Origin of the sequence: Paenarthrobacter sp. CC6 (assembly GCF_040560085.1) — a bacterium.
Taxonomy (GTDB): domain Bacteria; phylum Actinomycetota; class Actinomycetes; order Actinomycetales; family Micrococcaceae; genus Arthrobacter; species Arthrobacter nicotinovorans.
In genome coordinates, this window is sequence record NZ_JARDAN010000022.1 from 1 (window position 1) to 16,608 (window position 16,608).

The following is a 16,608-nucleotide window of genomic DNA, read 5'->3' on the forward strand; positions in this document are numbered from 1 at the left end:
ACGCCACCTTCTGACTCACCGGCTGGTTCTGTCCACCCCGTCCGCCATTCCTGGGCGCCGGACGCCGGGGACTGTCCGGTCTGCTGTGCCGGCACCGCAGGCTGCGCCTCGGTCCGGGTCCGCTCTACAGCCTGCGCCGCGACGACCTGCACGTACTCCAGCTGCCGAGACAGATCCTCTACCCGGCCCGCAAAATCAGCAGCCTCCCCAAAGCCAAACAAGCGGGCATCGGCAGCGACCGAACTACACAGCTCGACCAACGCCTCGGAAGCATCGTCAAGCAAAGAACCGAGCGCCGTCCGTGCCAGGAGACGGGCGTCCTTACCGTCGTCCAGGGATGGCCGAGGCAAGTCGCCGGAAGGGCATTGGGCAACGGACGATGGCACCCTTCCATGAAGCAGGCCTGATGAGGGAGTTCCTTCATGGTCTGAACGCGCTCCATCATGACCGGGAGACGCTGTCCCAGGTCCCACGAGCTGCCCAATCCCATCCATGGATCAAGCCTGTCAGACCCTCAAGAACGCCAGAAGCCCTCCACTACCGTATGTGGAAAACACTCCGCACAACGCACTGCAGGCAGGCCCCTCAGTGCCAATCCGTTTACTAACGCGCAGCAGGCGCCCAGGCCCAGCGGCTCCTAGGTGACCAGCCCCACGACGGCGGCAGCTCGCCGTCGTCGTCTGCTCGCCAAAAGTGCGGACTAAGGCAGCCGGGGTCACCGTGCCTGCGACGCTGCCGCGGCCGGTTCGAGGTCGGCGAGGCTAAGCGGGTAGGTCGGGGCATCGGGGAAGGCGATAGTGGATGTCACCGTCAGGTCCGGTCCGACGTGAACCAGCTCGCCCGACGCCATGGGCCGCCAGCCGGGGTTTTGGTCCATTGGCTCGGTGGCGAGGAGGACGTGCGGGGACCGGGAGAGTTCGGAGCTGTGGGAGCGGATCCGTGCGCTTTGGACGTCGAGGGGGCTGGGTTTGGTGGCCGGGCGGCGTTCAAGCATGTAGAGATCGTGCGTCGCCGGGTACCTGAGTGCCCACATATCCGTGGCCGTTGTCAGGATGAAATTGAGGCTGAATACGGGCAGTTCCTTGGCTACCCAGGCAACGGCGGCCACTATGCCCGCCTGGATGTCCCCGTCGGCGGCCCTGGTCTCGGCGGTAATGAGCGCGAAAAGACGCTCGCTGTCCGACTGGCCCAGCACCAGGTCCATGGCCTCGAGCTCAACAAGGCGACGATCAAGTTTTTCCAGGCCCCGCAGCACCCCGTTATGGGCAAAGAGCCGGCCGTCCTGCTCGAATGGGTGCGTGTTGACCATGGTGAGGGCGCCGGTGCTGGCGTACCGCACGTGCGCCAGGAACGTGGTGCTTTTCAGGTCACGGGCTTCACGGGCGAAGGCGTGGTCCTCCCACGCTGCCATCGGCTGTTTGAAAACGTGTGCCTTGCCGGCCGCGTCGAAGGTTCCGATTCCCGCGCCATCGGGTTCCCGCCGGCTTTGGGCCGAGAGGCTGTCCGGTGCATTCAAGAGCCAAAACGTTGCCCGCACTGCTTGGGCGCCTGCATGCAGCCCGAAAAGACGGCACATGGGAATCCTCTCCTTCGCATGTTTAGTGGTGGAAGCCCTCGGGCTGTTTGTCCATGGGCATGGGTGACGTGAGGCTGTCCAGGTACTCCACTGCCTTGGTGAGGTCGGCCAGAAAACTGGAAGCGAGATCACGGGTGAATCCGTTCCGCACCACGATTCTCTGGACTGTTACCTCACTCAGGCCATCAGGCAAGGGATAGGCGGGCACCAGCCAGCCGTTCATGCGGAGGCGTTCGGACAAGTGCTTGAGGTTCCATTTGTCCGTGTAGCCCTCCGTGAGCTGCCAGGCGAAAACGGGGATATCCGAGCCGTCGCTCCAGAGGGTGAATGCGTCCATGGCTCCAATCTCGCTGGAGAGGTACAGGGCTACATCCCGGGAAGTGGCCTGGACGGACCTGTACCCTGCAAAACCGAGCCGGAGGAACAGGTAGTACTGCAGGAGGACCTGGGCCCCGGGCCGGGAGAAGTTCAGCGCGAACGTGGGCATGTCGCCGCCGAGGTAACTGACGTGGAAGATCAGGTCTTCGGGGAGCGCATCCGCGTCCCGCCACACCACCCAACCCAGGCCCGGGTAGACCAGTCCGTATTTGTGTCCGGAGGTGTTGATCGAGGCGACCCGGGGGAGCCTGAAATCCCACACAGTTTCGGGCTGGAGGAAAGGTGCCACCATCGCACCCGACGCGCCGTCAACGTGGATTGGGATGTCCAGGCCGCGGCTTGCCTGGATCGCATCCAGCGCATCGGAGATCAGCTGGACGGGTTCGTAACGGCCTGTGTAAGTGACACCGAGGATGGCGACGACCCCGATGGTGTTTTCGTCCACGTACTTGTCCAGGTCGTGGCCGTCCAGCATGGGATGTTCGGCAGAGACCGGCACAAAGCGGGGTTCAACTTCCCAGTAGTTGCAGAACTTCTCCCAGCACACCTGGACTGCTGAACTCAGGACGAGGTTGGGTTTGTCGGTTGGCTTGCCGGCCTTGCGGCGTGCGTGTTGCCAGCGCCGTTTCAAGGCCAGTCCGCCCAGCATGCAGGCTTCGGAGGATCCGATGGTGGACGTACCAATGCTTTTCCCGGGATCCGGTGAGTTCCACAGATCGGCGAGCATCCGCCAGCACCGGGTTTCGATGAGTGCGGTTTGGGGGTACTCGTCCTTGTCGATCATGTTCTTGTCGAACGTCTCGGCGTACAGGGTGGACGCTTCGGTCTCCATCCACGTCCCGACGAACGTTGCGAGGTTCAAACGGGAATTGCCGTCCAGCATCGCCTCGTCGTGGACAACCTGGTACGCGGTGGCGGGGAGGGATTCACCGTCCGGAAGGGTGAACCGGGGAAAGATGGTGGATTCTCCGGGCCTGCTGAACAGGGGATTGAGTTCGACGGCCGTGTCCGGTTCGTGGTGGGACGTGCGGTGGGATCTGCTCACGGGGCAACTCCTTGGATTCGTTCGCTCGCGGTGGGGCAACTCGTCTGCGGCTCACGCTACCCGTGGCCGGCCACGCACCCAAGTATTGGACATGCTCGACGGCGGGAGGCCGCCGTCGGACGTCAGGACCGTTCCGGTCTGGAAACTGCCGCTATCGCAAAAGCCGCGACGATGGGACGATCATCCTATGGGCGAACAAGAGAAATACCAGCCCGCCGAGCCGGCCGGCATTGCGTCAGAGGATGCGGGAGCTCCAACAACCCAACAGATGCGGACCGTCGGGCAACGCAGGCGCGAAGCCGAGCGCAAGCTTGACCTGCATCTGGAAGAGGCGCGCCACAAGGGTGAGGCTACTGAAGACGGGGATCATTCCGAAGGGTAGAGCCACTGGAACTCCCGGCGCCGCCAAACGGGGTGTCGCTCTTGCGGGCCTCCCCGTGGTGCAGTTGCAATGCACTGTGAATCAGCGGGAAGTGGCTGAACGCCTGGGGAGTGTTGCCCAGTTGCCGTTTGGTGCGGGGATCCCATTCTTCGCTCAGCAGGCCGACGTCGTTGCGCAGGCTGAGCAGCCGCTCGAAGAGTTCGGTGGCTTCGTCGGTGCGCCCGATGCCAAGCAACGCGTCCACCAGCCAGAACGAACAGGCCAGGAAGACCCCTTCGTCGCCAGGTAATCCGTCGTGTCCGGACTGGGTCCGGTACCGAAGAACCAGTCCGTCCTCCGTAAGCCCCTTCCGGACGGCGTCCACGGTCCCGGCCACGCGCGGATGCCGGTGCGGCAGGAACCCCACGCGGGGGACCAGCAGCAGGCTCGCATCCAGCTCCTTGCTCCCGTAGGACTGCACGAAGCTGTTGAGGTCCTCGTCGAAGCCCTTGGTCATGACGTCATTGTGGATTTCGCTGCGGAGCGCCGCCCAGCGGTCATGCGGGCCGGGCAGTCCGGAGGTCCGCACGGCTTTGACCATGCGGTCGGCCGCTACCCATGCCATGACTTTTGAATGGGTGAAGTCCCGGCGGGGTCCGCGCATTTCCCACAGCCCGTTGTCCGGCTGGTTCCAGGCCCCTTCGAGGTATTCCATCAACGCCACCTGGATGTCCCAGGAATTGTCGACGGTGTCCTTGAAAGCGGCCCGGGTCAGTGAAAGTCCGTCCAGGACTTCGCCCCACACATCCAGTTGAAGCTGCGGAGCTGCCGCGTTCCCGGTTCGGACAGGCGCCGAACCTTCATACCCGGACAGCCACGGAATATCGGCCTCCGGAAGCCTGCGCGCGCCGTCGAGTCCGTACACGATCTGAAGTTGTGAGGGGTCGCCGGCGATGGCCCGCAGCAGCCAGTCCCGCCATGCGGAGGCCTCTTCCGTGTAGCCCGCCGCGAGCAGAGATTGCAGCGTCAGGGTGGCGTCGCGCAGCCAGCAGTACCGGTAGTCCCAGTTCCGCGGGCCGCCTATCTGTTCGGGCAGGGACGTCGTGGCGGCGGCCACGATGCCACCGGTGGGGGCGTAGGTGAGCGCTTTGAGGGTGATGAGGGACCTCTCGACCGGCTCCTTGTACCTCCCAGCTATCTGGCTGCGGCCGATCCACTCGAGCCAGTACGATTCCGTGGCGTCAAGCGCCCGCAGGGGGTCGATGCGCCGGGGTTCGCGCTCATGGCTGGGTGCCCACCGCAGAACGAACGGGACCCGGTCGCCGGCACGGACGGTGAAGTCGCTGTAGGTCCGGTTTTCCCGTCCCATGAGCGGGGCGTGGGTGGTGAGGTAGGCGGAATCCGGCCCGGCAACGGCGCTGATGCCGTGTTTGCTGCGACGCACCCAGGGCACGACGCTGCCGTAGTCGAAGCGGAGGACCAGTTCCATATGCATGTCCACCTCGCCTGACAAGCCTTCGACGATCCGCACGAGGTCCACGGCGTCGTCGCGGACGGGCATGAAGTCGATGACCTTCACCGAGCCGCCGTCGACTTCCCAAACAGTCTCCAGGATGAGGGTGTCTTCCCGATACGCGCGGCGGGTGCTGTTGCCGCCGTCGAGAGTGCCGGCAGGTGCCAGGAGCCAGCGCCCGGCTTCGGGCGTGTGCAGAAGCGCCGCAAAGCAGGCGGGCGAGTCGAACCTCGGCAGGCACATCCAGTCAATGGACCCGTTCCGCCCCACCAGGGCGGCAGTGTTCAGGTCCCCGATGATTGCGTAGTCCTCGATCCTGGCCATGGAACCGATCCTAGTCTGCGTCGCCGGCCTCCTTGGTTGAGGCTCGACGGCGGAAGTCGTCGCCGGGTTTGGGTCTGGTCTCGCTTTCGAGTGCGTGCTACCACTGTCGTAGGAACAAAACCCTGAGGAGAAGTTGTGGCCGAAGACCTGCCTGTCCTTGTTGTTGGCGCCACGGGTTTCCTGGGCGGTCAAGTGGTTGATGAGCTGTTGCGCCGCGGCAGGAAAGTCCGTGCGCTGGTTCGCCCGGGCTCCAAAGCCGCCAAGCTGGAGGCCAATGGGGTTGAGGTCGTCCGCGGCGACATGCTGGATACCGCCTCGCTGATCGCGGCCATGACGGGCGTTTCCGCAGCAATTTCGACGGCGGCCGGCTATACCCGGAATGACAGGAACGCCAAGGTGATCGACAGCTACGGCAACAGCAACCTGGCCGTCGCTGCAAAGTACGCCTCCGTGCCGCGCTTCGTGCTGATCAGCATTCTCACCTGCGACGAAACACCCCAGATCCCGCATTTCTGGAACAAGAAACTGGCGGAGGACAAGTTCGAGGAACTCGGCGTACCGTTTGTCGCGCTGCGTCCCGGCGCGTTCTTCGACCAGGCTGTGGGAATGGGCGGGGATCCTTTCGCGAAGGGGCGTTTCGTGTGGCTCGGGTCCAAGGACGCGCGGCTGACGTTCGTTTTGGCAAGCGATCTCGCCGCTTACCTGGCAGCTGCCGTTGATGCTGACATTGTGGACGGCGAGCGCATCGATATCGGGTGGACGCGGCCGCTTAGCATGCAGGAGGCGGCCGGAATCGCAGGTCGTCGGGCGGGGAGGGAGATCAAGGTGCGGTCCGTTCCGGCCGGGGCCATCAACGGGCTCGGCAAGGTCACCGCCAAGGTCCTTCCACTGGTGGCGGATATGGCCAGCATGGTGGCGTGGTTCGAGACCGGGAAGTATGTTGCGGACACTACCCGCCAGGAGCAGGTCTTCGGTCCTGTGCCGACCCCTGAGGACGCCATCGGCCGGGTGGCTGCGCGGTATGGCCACTAGCAGCCGTGTCTTTTGATGGCTGGCGGGCACGGTAAATCATAAGTATCCTGATGACACGGATCCGGCCACGCCCTGTACATGCGCCGGACATACATGAGGAGCACGTTATGAGAATCGGTTCTTCCATTGCCCTGATTGCCATCGGAGCTATTCTGGCTTTCGCGCTCGCCCCCGGAATCATCCCTTTCCTGGACCAGGTCCTGGTCGGTTACATCCTGATAGTGGTGGGAGTCATCGGCCTCATCATTTCGATCGCCATGTCCAACAGGACCCGCCGCACGGTCGTTGAGCGCCGCGGTGATCCCCACACCGTCGTCGAACGGCGCCCCGAGATCTAGCAGCCACAGCCAACGAAAGAAGCGCACGACGGCGGCCTCCCGCCGTCGTGCGCTTTCTGCGTCCGGTGCGGGGCTGGTCCGGCCCTGCCGCCCAACGGCGTAGGCTGCTGCCATGGAGCAGACATTCGACATCGAATTGGTGAATCAGAACGAGTACCTGGTGCGTTGGGCTTCGGAAGGGCAATCCGGGGAATCCCTGATCCACACCAATCCTGCGTTCCTGGCCGAGGTGGGGCTCGAAGGCATCGATGAGCAGCGGATCGTGGAAGAAACCACCAGCTACCTCGCCGAACGCCAGCCGGTCATCGACTTCCCGCAAACGGTGGACCTGGAAGAAATTGCGGCGGCGTACACGGACTACACCGAACAATTGAAGTCGCGGCTTCAGGCCAAATAAGACTTCCGCGTCACGATCCTGCCTTTTCCGCTACTTAACCTGCGTCCGGTCAGTCGGCGTCCAAGGGAGTAGCGGCCATCAATACCTTCACGCCCGAGTCGATCGCTGCATGGGCATCATCCCTCGATTCCAGGACCACGCTTTGCTTCGACATCGCCGGGATTCATCGGGGCAAGGTGACGTTTTATGCGGGGCCAGGGTCAGCCGGGAACCAGGCAATCGCAGTCTTCGATCTTCCCGGAGCCGGAACGTTCCTTGCCCGCCACCTTGGTGGGGCAATGGAAGACTGGGTAGCCGGCCTGCTTGAGGAAGCCAGGAGACTTGCTCCGGAAAGGCCTGTTCAGGCCTGAACGTCTGCCGCGATGCGCTCGCCGTTGAAGTACTCAAGCTGCCAGCCGTCAACAGGGTGATGGTGGGCGAGGTTCAACACAGCGTTCTGGACACTGTCCAGGGTGCGGCCAATCGCGCGGCTCAACGTCAGCCGGATAAGCGTGCCGTGGGCAACCACCAGAACGCGCTTGCCCGCGAACTCCTGGGCCAGGGACTCCAGCGCAGCAATGCCGCGCGCTGCAGCGTTGTCGTCACTTTCGCCACCGCGGAAACCGCCGGGGATGCGCAAGGCCTCCAGTTCCGGTCCGGCCTGCAAGCCTTCCGCCGGCCCAAAGCTGCGCTCAGTGAGGTCCGGCACCAGCCGGGCCAAGGAGAGTCCCAGTCCGTCGGCGATGATTTCCGCCGTTTCTGCCGCCCGGCTCAGCGGCGAGGACACTACCGTGTCCCATTGCTGGCCGGACAGGAAGGCGACGGCGTCGCGCGCCTGGCCGCGCCCGACGTCGTTCAAGGGGATGTCAGTGGCTCCCTGCAACCGGCGCTCCGCGTTCCAGTCGGTCTGGCCATGGCGGACGAGGGCGAAAGTTGTGAGGGTCATGCTTCCCATTGTGCCCTGCCGGCCAAAGGGGCGCAGTTCCCTGCGTCACGTACGGAAACGCCCGACGGCGGACGGGCGTATCGCCCTGATGAGGCCCTTCGTGAAGCGTCCCATTGTCCTTACCGTGATTTAATCAGTATCCTGATGACTTATCTGGTGAAACCGGATGATGCTGTTTGAGCTGAGTTGCTCAGGCCGCGAGGGCTGAAGCAACCGGCCAAGCGGCTACGTGAAATGTGATTGACGGCATTACTTGGTACCGGCGGGCAGAGATTGGGTCCGTGCCGCGCCAGGTGGTCCCAAAGGACGTGACAACCGTGGGCTACAACGAAATAACCGTGGGCGCTGGCGCCCCCGATTCCGTGAACGGCACGGAAACAAGCGGCGCACTCGACGGCCGCTACCAACTTGGACCCCTCCTGGGCCGCGGCGCGATGTCCACTGTCCATCAGGCGACTGACCTGGTCCTCGGCCGTGAGGTTGCTGTGAAGATCTTCCTTCCCGGCTCCGGCGACGAATCGTTCCGCACCCGCCAGGAAACCGAAATGCGCCTCCTCGCTGCCTTCGACCATCCCGGACTGGTGGCAGCCTTTGACGCGGGCGTCGATACGCGCAACGACGAAGAACGTGCCTACCTGGTCATGGAACTCGCCCAAGGGCGGGACCTGCGCGCCCTCCTGGCCGACGGGCCGCTCACTGTTCCCGAAACCGCGCGGATCGGGATCCGGATCGCCGGAGCCTTGTCCCAGGTCCACGAACACGGCGTCATCCACCGTGACATCAAGCCGGCCAACATCCTGGTGTCCGACGACGACGGGCTGGCTCAGTCGGTGAAGCTGGCGGACTTTGGGGTCGCCCTGGTGATGAACGATAACCGCCTCACCGCGACCGGATTCACTGTTGGCACGGCGCAGTACCTCAGCCCGGAGCAGGCGCAGGGCCTGCACCTGACGCCAAAAAGCGACATCTACTCGCTGGGCCTGGTGCTCCTGGAATGCCTGACAGGTCATGCGGAGTATCCGGGTACACCGGTGGAGACAGCCTCGGCGCGCCTTCATAGAGCCCCGCAGATTCCGCTGGAACTGCCTGCTCCGCTGCGCTCCCTCCTGGAGGCGATGACGGACATGGACCCGGAAAAACGACCCGCGGCCCAGGACGTGGAGCAAGCGCTGTCGGAGGAGGGTGTCCAATCAGGGCGCAGGACTGCGATCCTTCCGCCCGTCCCGCAGCGGACTCCGCTTCAGGCGCCGACGGCGTTGACGCCCAATGCGGGTGGTCCTGCCACCCGACCGGCGGCTATCCGGCCGCGGAACAGGAAGCCGGCGAAGGTTGCCGGAATCCGTGACTTCAGCAAACGGCGGCCCAAGACCGCACGGGGTGTGGCAGCTGCAGCAGTGGCCGTTCCCCTCGCCCTGCTGGTGCTTTCCCAGGGGCTCTCCTCGGCCGGCAATACAGCCGACCCGTCCCAGCCTTCCGATAACGGTGTGTCGCAGGCCGATCCGCAACCTTCCTCGCCGATCCTTCCGGTGCCGGCAGCTCCTTCGCCCTCCGCGGTTGTGCCGGCGGAAGTAGTCAACGTGCCAGGGACATCGGTGCCGGAGCAAGCCCCGGAACCGGTGGTGCAGGGCATCCCCGTTCAGGACCTCCCCGTCCAGGCCCCCTCAGGCCAGTCTCCGGCAGATATGAACGGCGCGGACATTGCCAAGACCAAGAGCGATGGCAAGAGCGACAAGAAGCCTGGGAAAGACAAGGCCGCAAAGTAGCCCGGCTTCTACGTCCCGGCCGGAAAGCTCACCGCAATAGTGGTGCCGCCGCCGGGGGTTTCGGCGATGCTGAGGTCGCCGCCGTGGGCTTTCGCGATGCTGCTGCAGGTTGCCAGGCCCAGCCCGGAGCCCGGACCGTCGCCTTCCCGGCGCAGCCGCACCAAGGGTTCCAGAACTTTGTGGCGGTCCTCGGGTTTGATGCCCTTGCCGTTGTCCGCGATGTAGACGGTTGCGCCATGGTAATTGGAAACACCGCTGATGCTGACCCTGGGATCCCGCTCGGGGCTGCGGTAGTTCATGGCGTTGGACAGCAGGTTCTGCAGGAGTGTCCGCAGCTGCCCACGGTCCGCGTGCAAAGTGATGTCCTGGACGTCAACGATTCCGTCGTTCTCTATTCCAAGATCCCTCACCACCTCTTGGGTGACCTCGAGCAGCGAGACGCGGGCAGGCTGGATGCCGCCACCGACGCGTGAGTAGCTGAGGACGTCTTCCAGCATCCCCAGCATCCGCCGCCCGCTGGCGCCAATGCGGTCCAGGTACCGTGCAGCGGGGCTGTTGGGCTCAATGTCGGGGTCGTCCTCCACCAGTTCGACGTATCCGAGGATGGTGGTCAGGGGGATGCGCAGGTCATGGCTTACCCGTCCGGCGAATCCTGCGAGCTTGGCGTTGCTTGCCCTGAGCTCGGAATAGGTGCGGTCCAGCTGGGCGGTACGGTGCTGAAGTTCCAGGAGCTCAACCACCTGCTTGGCCAGGACCTCCAACATCCCGAGCTGTTCCTGGCTCAGTTCCTTGGTCTCGTCCGAGAAAACACACAAGGTTCCCGGCACGAAGCCCGATTCGGTTTGCAGGGGCACCGACGCGTAGAAGCGGACGTTGCCTATTTCTCCCGTGACAAATGGGTTGTCGGCAAAGCGTGGATCCCGGGAAGCGTCTGCCACCACCGTCCGCTCCCGGGAGAGGAAGACCTTGGCGCACATCGAGTCCTCCCGGGAACAGACACCGGGCTCCACGCCCCAGGCCCCGATTTGGTGCTGGTATTTGGCGCTGATGATATTGACTACCCCAAACGGGGCACCGCAAAGCTCAGTGGCGAGCCGTACAAGGTTTTGCAGGGCGCTCATGACTGCGGCGTTGGGAAGGAGGACGGAATCCACTGCCGGATCAAGGCCGTATTCCTGGAGTTCCATGTCCCGGCCGAAGTCCGTAGTGAAAGCCAGCCGTCCCTGAATTTCCGTCATTGAAACAACCCCCAGCAGTCTTTTGAATTCCCTGCCGATACTACCGGGAGGTTGGCCCCGGTGGTTTACTGGGACGCATGACCGAGCAGGAACCGGCCGCCGCCGGGTCTACTGGCAATGTCAATCCTCCGGAACGCACGCCCGCGGAGAGAACACGGACCTTCACGGGGATCCTGGTCAACACTGCCCTGGCCAACATCACCACCAGCTACCTGTGGTTTGCGCTGACGTTCTGGGTGTACCTGGAGACCCGCAATGTGATTGCCACGGGGGTGATCGGCGGGGCCTACATGCTGCTGATCGCGCTGTCCAGCATTAGCTTCGGCACCTTCGTGGACCGCTACAGGAAGCTCGCGGTGATGCGCTTCGCCGCCGGATTTACGCTGGTGATGTTCGTGCTGTCCGGGGTGATGTTCCTGCTGACGCCGGAACAGGCGCTGTTGGACCTGTCCCAACCGTGGTTTTGGATCTTCACCTTGATTATCCTTGTCGGCGCGGTGGTGGAGAACATGCGCAACATCGCCCTGTCCACCACGGTCACCATCCTGATCGAACCGGACAAGCGCGCCAACGCCAACGGACTGGTGGGCATGGTCCAGGGACTGATGTTCATCGTCACCTCGGTCCTTTCAGGACTGTCAGTGGGACTCCTGGGAATGGGCTGGACCGTGGTGGTGGCCTTGGTGCTCACAGCCCTGGCCTTCGCGCATCTGCTGACGTTGCGCCTGCCGGAGGAGGTCCGGGCAGCAGCATCCGACGCCCACGGTGGGTTCGATCTTCGCGGATCCTGGGCAGCCGTCATGGCCATCTCGGGGTTGTTCGCCCTGATTGTTTTCTCCACCTTCAACAATTTCATCGGCGGGGTCTACATGGCATTGATGGACCCTTACGGCCTGGAGATGTTCCCCGTGGAGATCTGGGGCACGGTGTTCGCGGTGGGCGCCACGGGCTTCATCCTGGGCGGGGCGCTGATCGGGAAGTTCGGGCTCGGCTCCAACCCTTTGCGGACCCTCCTCATCGCGGTGGCGGTGATGGGGCTCGTCGGAGCTGTCTTCACCATCCGCGAATGGGCTTGGCTCTACATTGCCGGGATTTGGCTCTACATGGCACTGGTTCCGGTGGTGGAAGCAGCTGAGCAGACAGTCATTCAGAAAGTGGTGCCCCTGTCACGGCAAGGAAGGGTCTTTGGTTTCGCCATGGCCTTCGAATCCGCAGCGGCCCCCATCACTGCGTTCCTGATCGCACCGATTGCCCAGTTCTGGATCATCCCCTACGCCCGCTCCGCGGAAGGTGCCGCGCAGTTGGCGCCGCTTCTGGGGGAAGGAACCTCCCGGGGCATTGCCTTGGTGTTCCTGGTGGCGGGCCTGATCATGATCGTGGTTGCCCTGCTTGCTTTCCTGGCCCCGGTCTACCGCAGGGTCACTGCCTCCTACGCGCAGGCAGCCGAGGAGGAACAGAGCGAGGACGCGGACAGCCCGTCCTCCCGTTGAGCCGCGGTCAGGCGTCGATTTTGGCCACCAAAACCTCGACGACGGCGGGTACGTTTCCCAGGTGCCTGCGGATCGCCGCGGCTACTTCGCGCGCCACTTGCGGGGCCGGCAGGAGGCTTCCGACGCCGATCCGGGCCTTGACGGCCACCACGCCGTCCTCCCCGGCCAGGCTTATCAACGGCAACTGTTCGCCGGTTACTGCCGCCACTGCTGCGCCGGCAATCGACTGCCACAATGGCTGGGCCGGATATACCGCTGAGACTCCCTCCACTGCCTGGACGATGCCGAGCAGTTCGTCGGCCAGGGCGGGAGACTTGGCTTCCACATGCTCCGTCATGGCTGGTCCTCCTTGTTCGGGGTCATGGCTGGCGCGGGGAGCTCCAGCACATCGGTGACAGTGATGTTGATGGCTTGGATGTTCAGTTCGGTCTGGACCTCCAGTACCTTCGCGAGTTCATTGCGCAGTGCAGCCGCGCGCTCTTCCATGGCGTGTCCGTAGACCACTGCGATCTCCACCTCCACAGTGATGCCGGCTCCCGGCACGGTAATGTCGCCGAGCAACCTGCATTTACCCGCGGCCGTTCCCGGGAAGGAATCGGCCACCGAACGGATCAGGGCAGACACCGAGCCCTCGGTTTCCCAAAGGGTGTCCTGCGGGTCCTCCGCGCGCAGCGGGATGCTCCGTCCGGGCCGCAGCTCCAGGCGCAGGTTGTCCAGGATGGTCTGCATCCAGTCGTCACTGCCCGAACCGGCGTCGGCTACGTCAGCTGTCAGCAACTCATTTCCGAGTTCCGAGAGCCGGCGCAGGGAGGCCAGTCCGGCCTGGCACTCAGGGCATGAGTCCAAGTGCGCCGGATCCGCAATCTCGCCCGTGTCCAAATAGGCACTCAGTTCCGCGAGACTGTGTCCGCATTCCAAGGCATCGCCGGGGGTTTTCATCGCCACTCCTCCATTGTGCGTGCAAGGGCAATCCGTGCCCGGGCCAGGCGGCCGCGGACGCTGGCGGGGCTGATATTCAAGGTCAGCGCAATCTCCTCATAGCTCAGGTCATTGAATTCCTTGAGTACCCAACAGCGCCGCTGCTCCTCGGGCAGCCGGGCGAGCGCCGACTTCAACGCATCCACCCGGGAGGCATTGACGGCGGTGCTTTCCGGGTCCGGGGTCCGTTGGCCGGACGGGGCATCGACGTGGTTTTCGAGATCGTCCAGGGCCAGGTGGTTGCGCCGTTTTCGCAGGTGGTCGATGCTGCGCGTGCCCACAATGCGGAGCAGCCAGCTCTTCACAGCTGCAGGATCACGGAGTTGGTCCAGCTGTTTCCAGGCCTGCATCAGGCTTTCCTGGACGACGTCGTCCGCGTCAGCCAAGGTGCCCGTGAGTCGTCGTGCAGTGGCCCGCATCAATGGACCATGGCGCCGGGCGAGTGCTTCGAAAGCTGCAGTATCACCATCTGCTGCCCTGCCTGCGAGCAACGCGTCCGGCACGAGGTCCAGCTGCTGCTGTGCGGTGGGCGAAACCGCAGGTGAACCAGTCACGTTTCTGCCTTTCAAGTGGTGTGAGTCCGGCTGATCCTCGGATGGGCAGGGACGGTCCCGCCATGAAGCGGAACCGTCCCTGCTCCCGTCCTACTTGTCGGTGAAGCCTTCCTTGAGCTTCCGGGCAGCGTCCTTGATGTTCCCGGTGATGTCGGCAGCAGCGTCCTTGACCTTCTCGCCGGCTTGCTGGAGCTTGGCCTGGGCCTGATCCTGCTGGCCTTCCCGCTCGAGGGTGGAATCGCCGGTGAGCTTACCGGCGCCCTCCTTGGCGGCGCCAAGGTGCTCGGTGGCGGCATTGTTGATCTTGTCGTTGATTCCCATGGTGTTCCCTTTTCTTTTCGGTGCGCGGCTCTGAGTTGCCGTGCAGTTTGTTTATGTGGAGTACTTTGGGCTGACTGTCACCGGGCGCGCCGTGATGAGGACACTTGTGTCCGGGTGCCGCTGGTGATTCGCACCAGGACGGGCATCGGATGTCCCAGCCAGGCATCAATTTCCTGGAGCAGTTGTTCCACCGTGTCGCCAATATCCCGGGGGGATGCGCCTTTGCGGGCTTCGAGCCGCAGCCGCAGAGCCGTTCCGCGGCGTGATTCCCACGCTGAGACGGAGGTCGCCAGCACGTCGGGGTTTCCGTTGAGGGCTTCCTTGATGGCTGCGGAAACCAGCCCCGCGTCCACGACCGTCCGGCCTGCGTTGCCCTCTGAGCGTTCGGCCAGGCGGGGTGTCTTTCCGCCACCCTGCGACGCCAGCCACGCTGCGCCAAGGACCGCACCGGCCAGCAGCACGGCAATTCCCAGCACCAGCCACCAGCTCCGAACAGGGTCCGGCAAGGGGGCGGTGCCTGCCAGGTTGCGCACGTGCTCCCGAACAGAGGAGAGGTTTGTTTCCCAGAAACCTGCGGCCCCGGGGAGGGTGCCGGCCGCGATGAGTGCGGCGCCGGCGCCCAGCAGGATGATCCCCAGGATGGTGAGCAGGATCCGGTTAAGGGCCCGGTTCGTGTTTCTCATTGCCCTACCGCTCCTTCGTTCAGAATGTGGACGCTGGACCTGACGGGGCGGTCCAACGCATAGGCGGCCAGTTCGCCGTCGACCGCTGCCTGGATGTCTTCCACCGCGAGTGGTTCGCCCGACGTCGGACGCACCTGGACGCGTACGGAACGTCCGCCGACGGTGGTGGTCACCTGGCCCGGGGCCAGGCCTGCGGCACGTCGGGCCGCCTTGGAAACCGCCGCCGCGATGACTTCGTGGTCCACTACGACGGCGGCGCGTGCGCTGCCGAGGGCCCGGCGTTGCCTGCGGCCGCTGCCGAGGGCAAGTCCAAGGAGCAGCAGTGCCACGATTCCCAGTCCGGCTCCGGCCGCCACCATGCCTGCCTGTGTGGTGTTGGCCGGAAGCTCAATCAGCCACCGGAGCATCTGGGCCGGGCTGGCGAGCACCGGCTGGTCCTTGAGCAGCCACAACACTGATTCCAGTGCCAGCCAGAGGAAGACGGCTATCAGGAGGGACGCGGCCACGATTGACGGGACCGCCCTCGAGGAGTGGGTTTCGCGTCTGATCAGACGGCGGCTTGCCGTGTCCTTGCTGATTCCACTGCTCATTCCACTCTCCTTTCCCTGGGCTGTTCGGCCTTCCCGCCGGTGAGGCGGATGTCTACCCGGCCTATGTCCAGGCCAGTGATTTCCCGCCCCCGCGCCACGATCTGCTCCCGGGCGGATTGGGCCTGTTCGAATACCGTGTCCCCACCGTTCCGTGGCTTCAGGAGCTGGGGGAGGGCCAGCTTGACGGACACACTGACGCCGAGCTTCCCGGCGTCGTCGTCCAGCGTTGCTGACACGTTGCCCGTGGCCACCCGGAACGCGTTGGCGGTAACCGATTCCACGGTCTTGCGGATGGCGGTGTGGGTGAGGCGGTTGTGCCCGGCCCGGTCCCCGGCGTCCATGCCAGGCCGAGGGCCGGTTGGCGCCCGGTTCATGAGGAGGAGCGCTTGCCCCGCAGGGCATCAAGCACCCCGCGAAGGTCAAGCTTTCCCTCGGCGGAACGGCCCAGCACCGCGCCGACCCCCATGAACAGTGCCGTGAGCAGGAGACCCCAGAATCCGAAGGCCAGGCCTGCCAGAGCGAGCACTGCTCCTATTGCCAGGCCGGCGATGGTGGGACTCATGCGACCCTCGGCTCACGCTCGATGTCGTCAGCGTCCGCGTCTTCCGACGGAACGTGCATGTCCGTGATGGTGACGTTGACCTCGGTGACTTCCATGCCCACGAGGTCCTCGATCGCGGTGTAGACGGCATTGCGGGCGTTGTCCGCAACTTCCTGGAGCGGGTGGGGGTATTCGACTACCAGCGTCACGTCGACGGCTACCTGGGTTTGGCCCACTTCCACGTTGACGCCCTGGGTGAGGTCCTTCTGGCCGACCTTCTCCCGCAGGTTGCCGATGGCGCGGGCTGCGCCGCCGCCCAGGGCGTGTACGCCAGGGATTTCCTGGATGGCGATGCCGGCAATCTTGGCGACTACGCCGTCCGCGACAGTGGTTGCGCCTCGGCCGTCCTTGCCCTTGTCCCTTTCCGGAGCGTCCACAGTCGATACAGAGCTGTTTTTGGTGTTCTTGGCCGGAACGTCAGCGGGGGTGCGTTTGGATCGTCATGGCGATGGCTCCTTGTCTGTTGTGCGGCGCTTGTTGTGCGCCGTCATGAATAAGACG

General features: G+C 64.3%; 20 protein-coding genes and 1 pseudogene. 6 read left to right on the forward strand and 15 right to left on the reverse strand.

Features of this window, described 5'->3' with window-relative positions:
- From PV760_RS18345 to gad, 3 genes and pseudogenes are all read right to left on the reverse strand, one after another.
- A pseudogene (locus tag PV760_RS18345) lies at nt 1-386 on the reverse strand (hypothetical protein); the annotation flags it as partial.
- Nucleotides 387-715: 329 nt separating this feature from the next.
- Entirely contained in the window at nt 716-1,576 is an 861-nt protein-coding gene (locus PV760_RS18350) for a class II glutamine amidotransferase (RefSeq protein ID WP_354628404.1), read from the reverse strand.
- A 22-nt stretch (nt 1,577-1,598) separates the two neighbouring features.
- A complete protein-coding gene (gad, locus tag PV760_RS18355) occupies nt 1,599-2,999 on the reverse strand; it encodes a glutamate decarboxylase (RefSeq protein WP_210078167.1) in 1,401 nt (466 codons plus the stop codon).
- A gap of 187 nt (nt 3,000-3,186) precedes the next feature.
- Between gad and PV760_RS18360 the strand changes: the two genes are divergently transcribed.
- A complete protein-coding gene (locus PV760_RS18360) occupies nt 3,187-3,381 on the forward strand; it encodes a hypothetical protein (RefSeq protein WP_026267446.1) in 195 nt (64 codons plus the stop codon).
- On the opposite strand, the gene PV760_RS18365 is transcribed toward PV760_RS18360, so the two are convergent.
- Nucleotides 3,350-5,197, reverse strand: coding sequence for a glycoside hydrolase family 15 protein (locus PV760_RS18365; protein WP_354628405.1), 1,848 nt, complete (start codon nt 5,195-5,197; stop codon nt 3,350-3,352). The two genes, PV760_RS18360 and PV760_RS18365, sit on opposite strands and share 32 nt — an antisense overlap.
- Nucleotides 5,198-5,332: 135 nt before the next feature.
- Between PV760_RS18365 and PV760_RS18370 the strand changes: the two genes are divergently transcribed.
- The 3 genes from PV760_RS18370 to PV760_RS18380 all read left to right on the forward strand — a co-directional run bounded on the left by PV760_RS18370 (nt 5,333) and on the right by PV760_RS18380 (nt 6,964).
- On the forward strand, nt 5,333-6,229 hold the full coding sequence (locus PV760_RS18370) for an SDR family oxidoreductase (protein WP_110506060.1): 897 nt from the start codon (nt 5,333-5,335) through the stop codon (nt 6,227-6,229).
- Nucleotides 6,230-6,336: 107 nt separating this feature from the next.
- On the forward strand, nt 6,337-6,567 hold the full coding sequence (locus PV760_RS18375) for a DUF6458 family protein (protein ID WP_018779783.1): 231 nt from the start codon (nt 6,337-6,339) through the stop codon (nt 6,565-6,567).
- Between the two features lie 112 nt (nt 6,568-6,679).
- Entirely contained in the window at nt 6,680-6,964 is a 285-nt protein-coding gene (locus PV760_RS18380; RefSeq protein ID WP_018779784.1) for a hypothetical protein, read from the forward strand.
- Nucleotides 6,965-7,304: 340 nt separating this feature from the next.
- Here PV760_RS18380 and PV760_RS18385 read toward each other — a convergent pair whose 3' ends face one another.
- Complete coding sequence (locus tag PV760_RS18385) at nt 7,305-7,898, reverse strand: histidine phosphatase family protein (protein ID WP_354628407.1); 594 nt, start codon at nt 7,896-7,898, stop codon at nt 7,305-7,307.
- 308 nt (nt 7,899-8,206) lie between these two features.
- On the opposite strand from PV760_RS18385, the gene PV760_RS18390 reads away from it, so the two are divergent.
- On the forward strand, nt 8,207-9,652 hold the full coding sequence (locus PV760_RS18390; RefSeq protein ID WP_354628408.1) for a serine/threonine-protein kinase: 1,446 nt from the start codon (nt 8,207-8,209) through the stop codon (nt 9,650-9,652).
- An 8-nt stretch (nt 9,653-9,660) separates the two neighbouring features.
- Here PV760_RS18390 and PV760_RS18395 read toward each other — a convergent pair whose 3' ends face one another.
- The gene (locus PV760_RS18395) at nt 9,661-10,890 is read right to left on the reverse strand and encodes a GAF domain-containing sensor histidine kinase (RefSeq protein ID WP_354628409.1); all 1,230 of its coding nucleotides are present in this window, start codon (nt 10,888-10,890) and stop codon (nt 9,661-9,663) included.
- Between the two features lie 77 nt (nt 10,891-10,967).
- On the opposite strand from PV760_RS18395, the gene PV760_RS18400 reads away from it, so the two are divergent.
- Nucleotides 10,968-12,380 carry an MFS transporter gene (locus tag PV760_RS18400; RefSeq protein WP_079582413.1) on the forward strand — a complete coding sequence of 471 codons (1,413 nt, stop codon included), beginning with the start codon at nt 10,968-10,970 and terminating at the stop codon, nt 12,378-12,380.
- Between the two features lie 7 nt (nt 12,381-12,387).
- Here PV760_RS18400 and PV760_RS18405 read toward each other — a convergent pair whose 3' ends face one another.
- The 9 genes from PV760_RS18405 to PV760_RS18445 all read right to left on the reverse strand — a co-directional run bounded on the left by PV760_RS18405 (nt 12,388) and on the right by PV760_RS18445 (nt 16,484).
- Nucleotides 12,388-12,717 (reverse strand): hypothetical protein, encoded by a 330-nt coding sequence (locus tag PV760_RS18405; protein WP_018779789.1) that lies wholly within the window; start codon nt 12,715-12,717, stop codon nt 12,388-12,390.
- Complete coding sequence (locus PV760_RS18410) at nt 12,714-13,319, reverse strand: Asp23/Gls24 family envelope stress response protein (RefSeq protein WP_354628410.1); 606 nt, start codon at nt 13,317-13,319, stop codon at nt 12,714-12,716. The genes PV760_RS18405 and PV760_RS18410 overlap by 4 nt, the downstream gene beginning before the upstream one ends.
- The gene (locus PV760_RS18415; RefSeq protein WP_018779791.1) at nt 13,316-13,912 is read right to left on the reverse strand and encodes an RNA polymerase sigma factor; all 597 of its coding nucleotides are present in this window, start codon (nt 13,910-13,912) and stop codon (nt 13,316-13,318) included. Before PV760_RS18415 ends, PV760_RS18410 begins: the two co-directional genes overlap by 4 nt.
- Nucleotides 13,913-14,002: 90 nt before the next feature.
- On the reverse strand, nt 14,003-14,233 hold the full coding sequence (locus tag PV760_RS18420; protein WP_018779792.1) for a CsbD family protein: 231 nt from the start codon (nt 14,231-14,233) through the stop codon (nt 14,003-14,005).
- Between the two features lie 77 nt (nt 14,234-14,310).
- Nucleotides 14,311-14,916, reverse strand: a complete 606-nt coding sequence (locus PV760_RS18425) for a hypothetical protein (protein WP_354628411.1) — start codon at nt 14,914-14,916, stop codon at nt 14,311-14,313.
- Nucleotides 14,913-15,506 carry a DUF6286 domain-containing protein gene (locus tag PV760_RS18430; RefSeq protein WP_018779794.1) on the reverse strand — a complete coding sequence of 198 codons (594 nt, stop codon included), beginning with the start codon at nt 15,504-15,506 and terminating at the stop codon, nt 14,913-14,915. The genes PV760_RS18425 and PV760_RS18430 overlap by 4 nt, the downstream gene beginning before the upstream one ends.
- Nucleotides 15,503-15,880, reverse strand: coding sequence for a hypothetical protein (locus tag PV760_RS18435; RefSeq protein WP_064723433.1), 378 nt, complete (start codon nt 15,878-15,880; stop codon nt 15,503-15,505). The genes PV760_RS18430 and PV760_RS18435 overlap by 4 nt, the downstream gene beginning before the upstream one ends.
- Nucleotides 15,877-16,068 (reverse strand): DUF2273 domain-containing protein, encoded by a 192-nt coding sequence (locus PV760_RS18440; protein WP_018779796.1) that lies wholly within the window; start codon nt 16,066-16,068, stop codon nt 15,877-15,879. The genes PV760_RS18435 and PV760_RS18440 overlap by 4 nt, the downstream gene beginning before the upstream one ends.
- Nucleotides 16,065-16,484, reverse strand: coding sequence for an Asp23/Gls24 family envelope stress response protein (locus PV760_RS18445; protein WP_354628412.1), 420 nt, complete (start codon nt 16,482-16,484; stop codon nt 16,065-16,067). The genes PV760_RS18440 and PV760_RS18445 overlap by 4 nt, the downstream gene beginning before the upstream one ends.
- Nucleotides 16,485-16,608 lie beyond the last annotated feature (124 nt).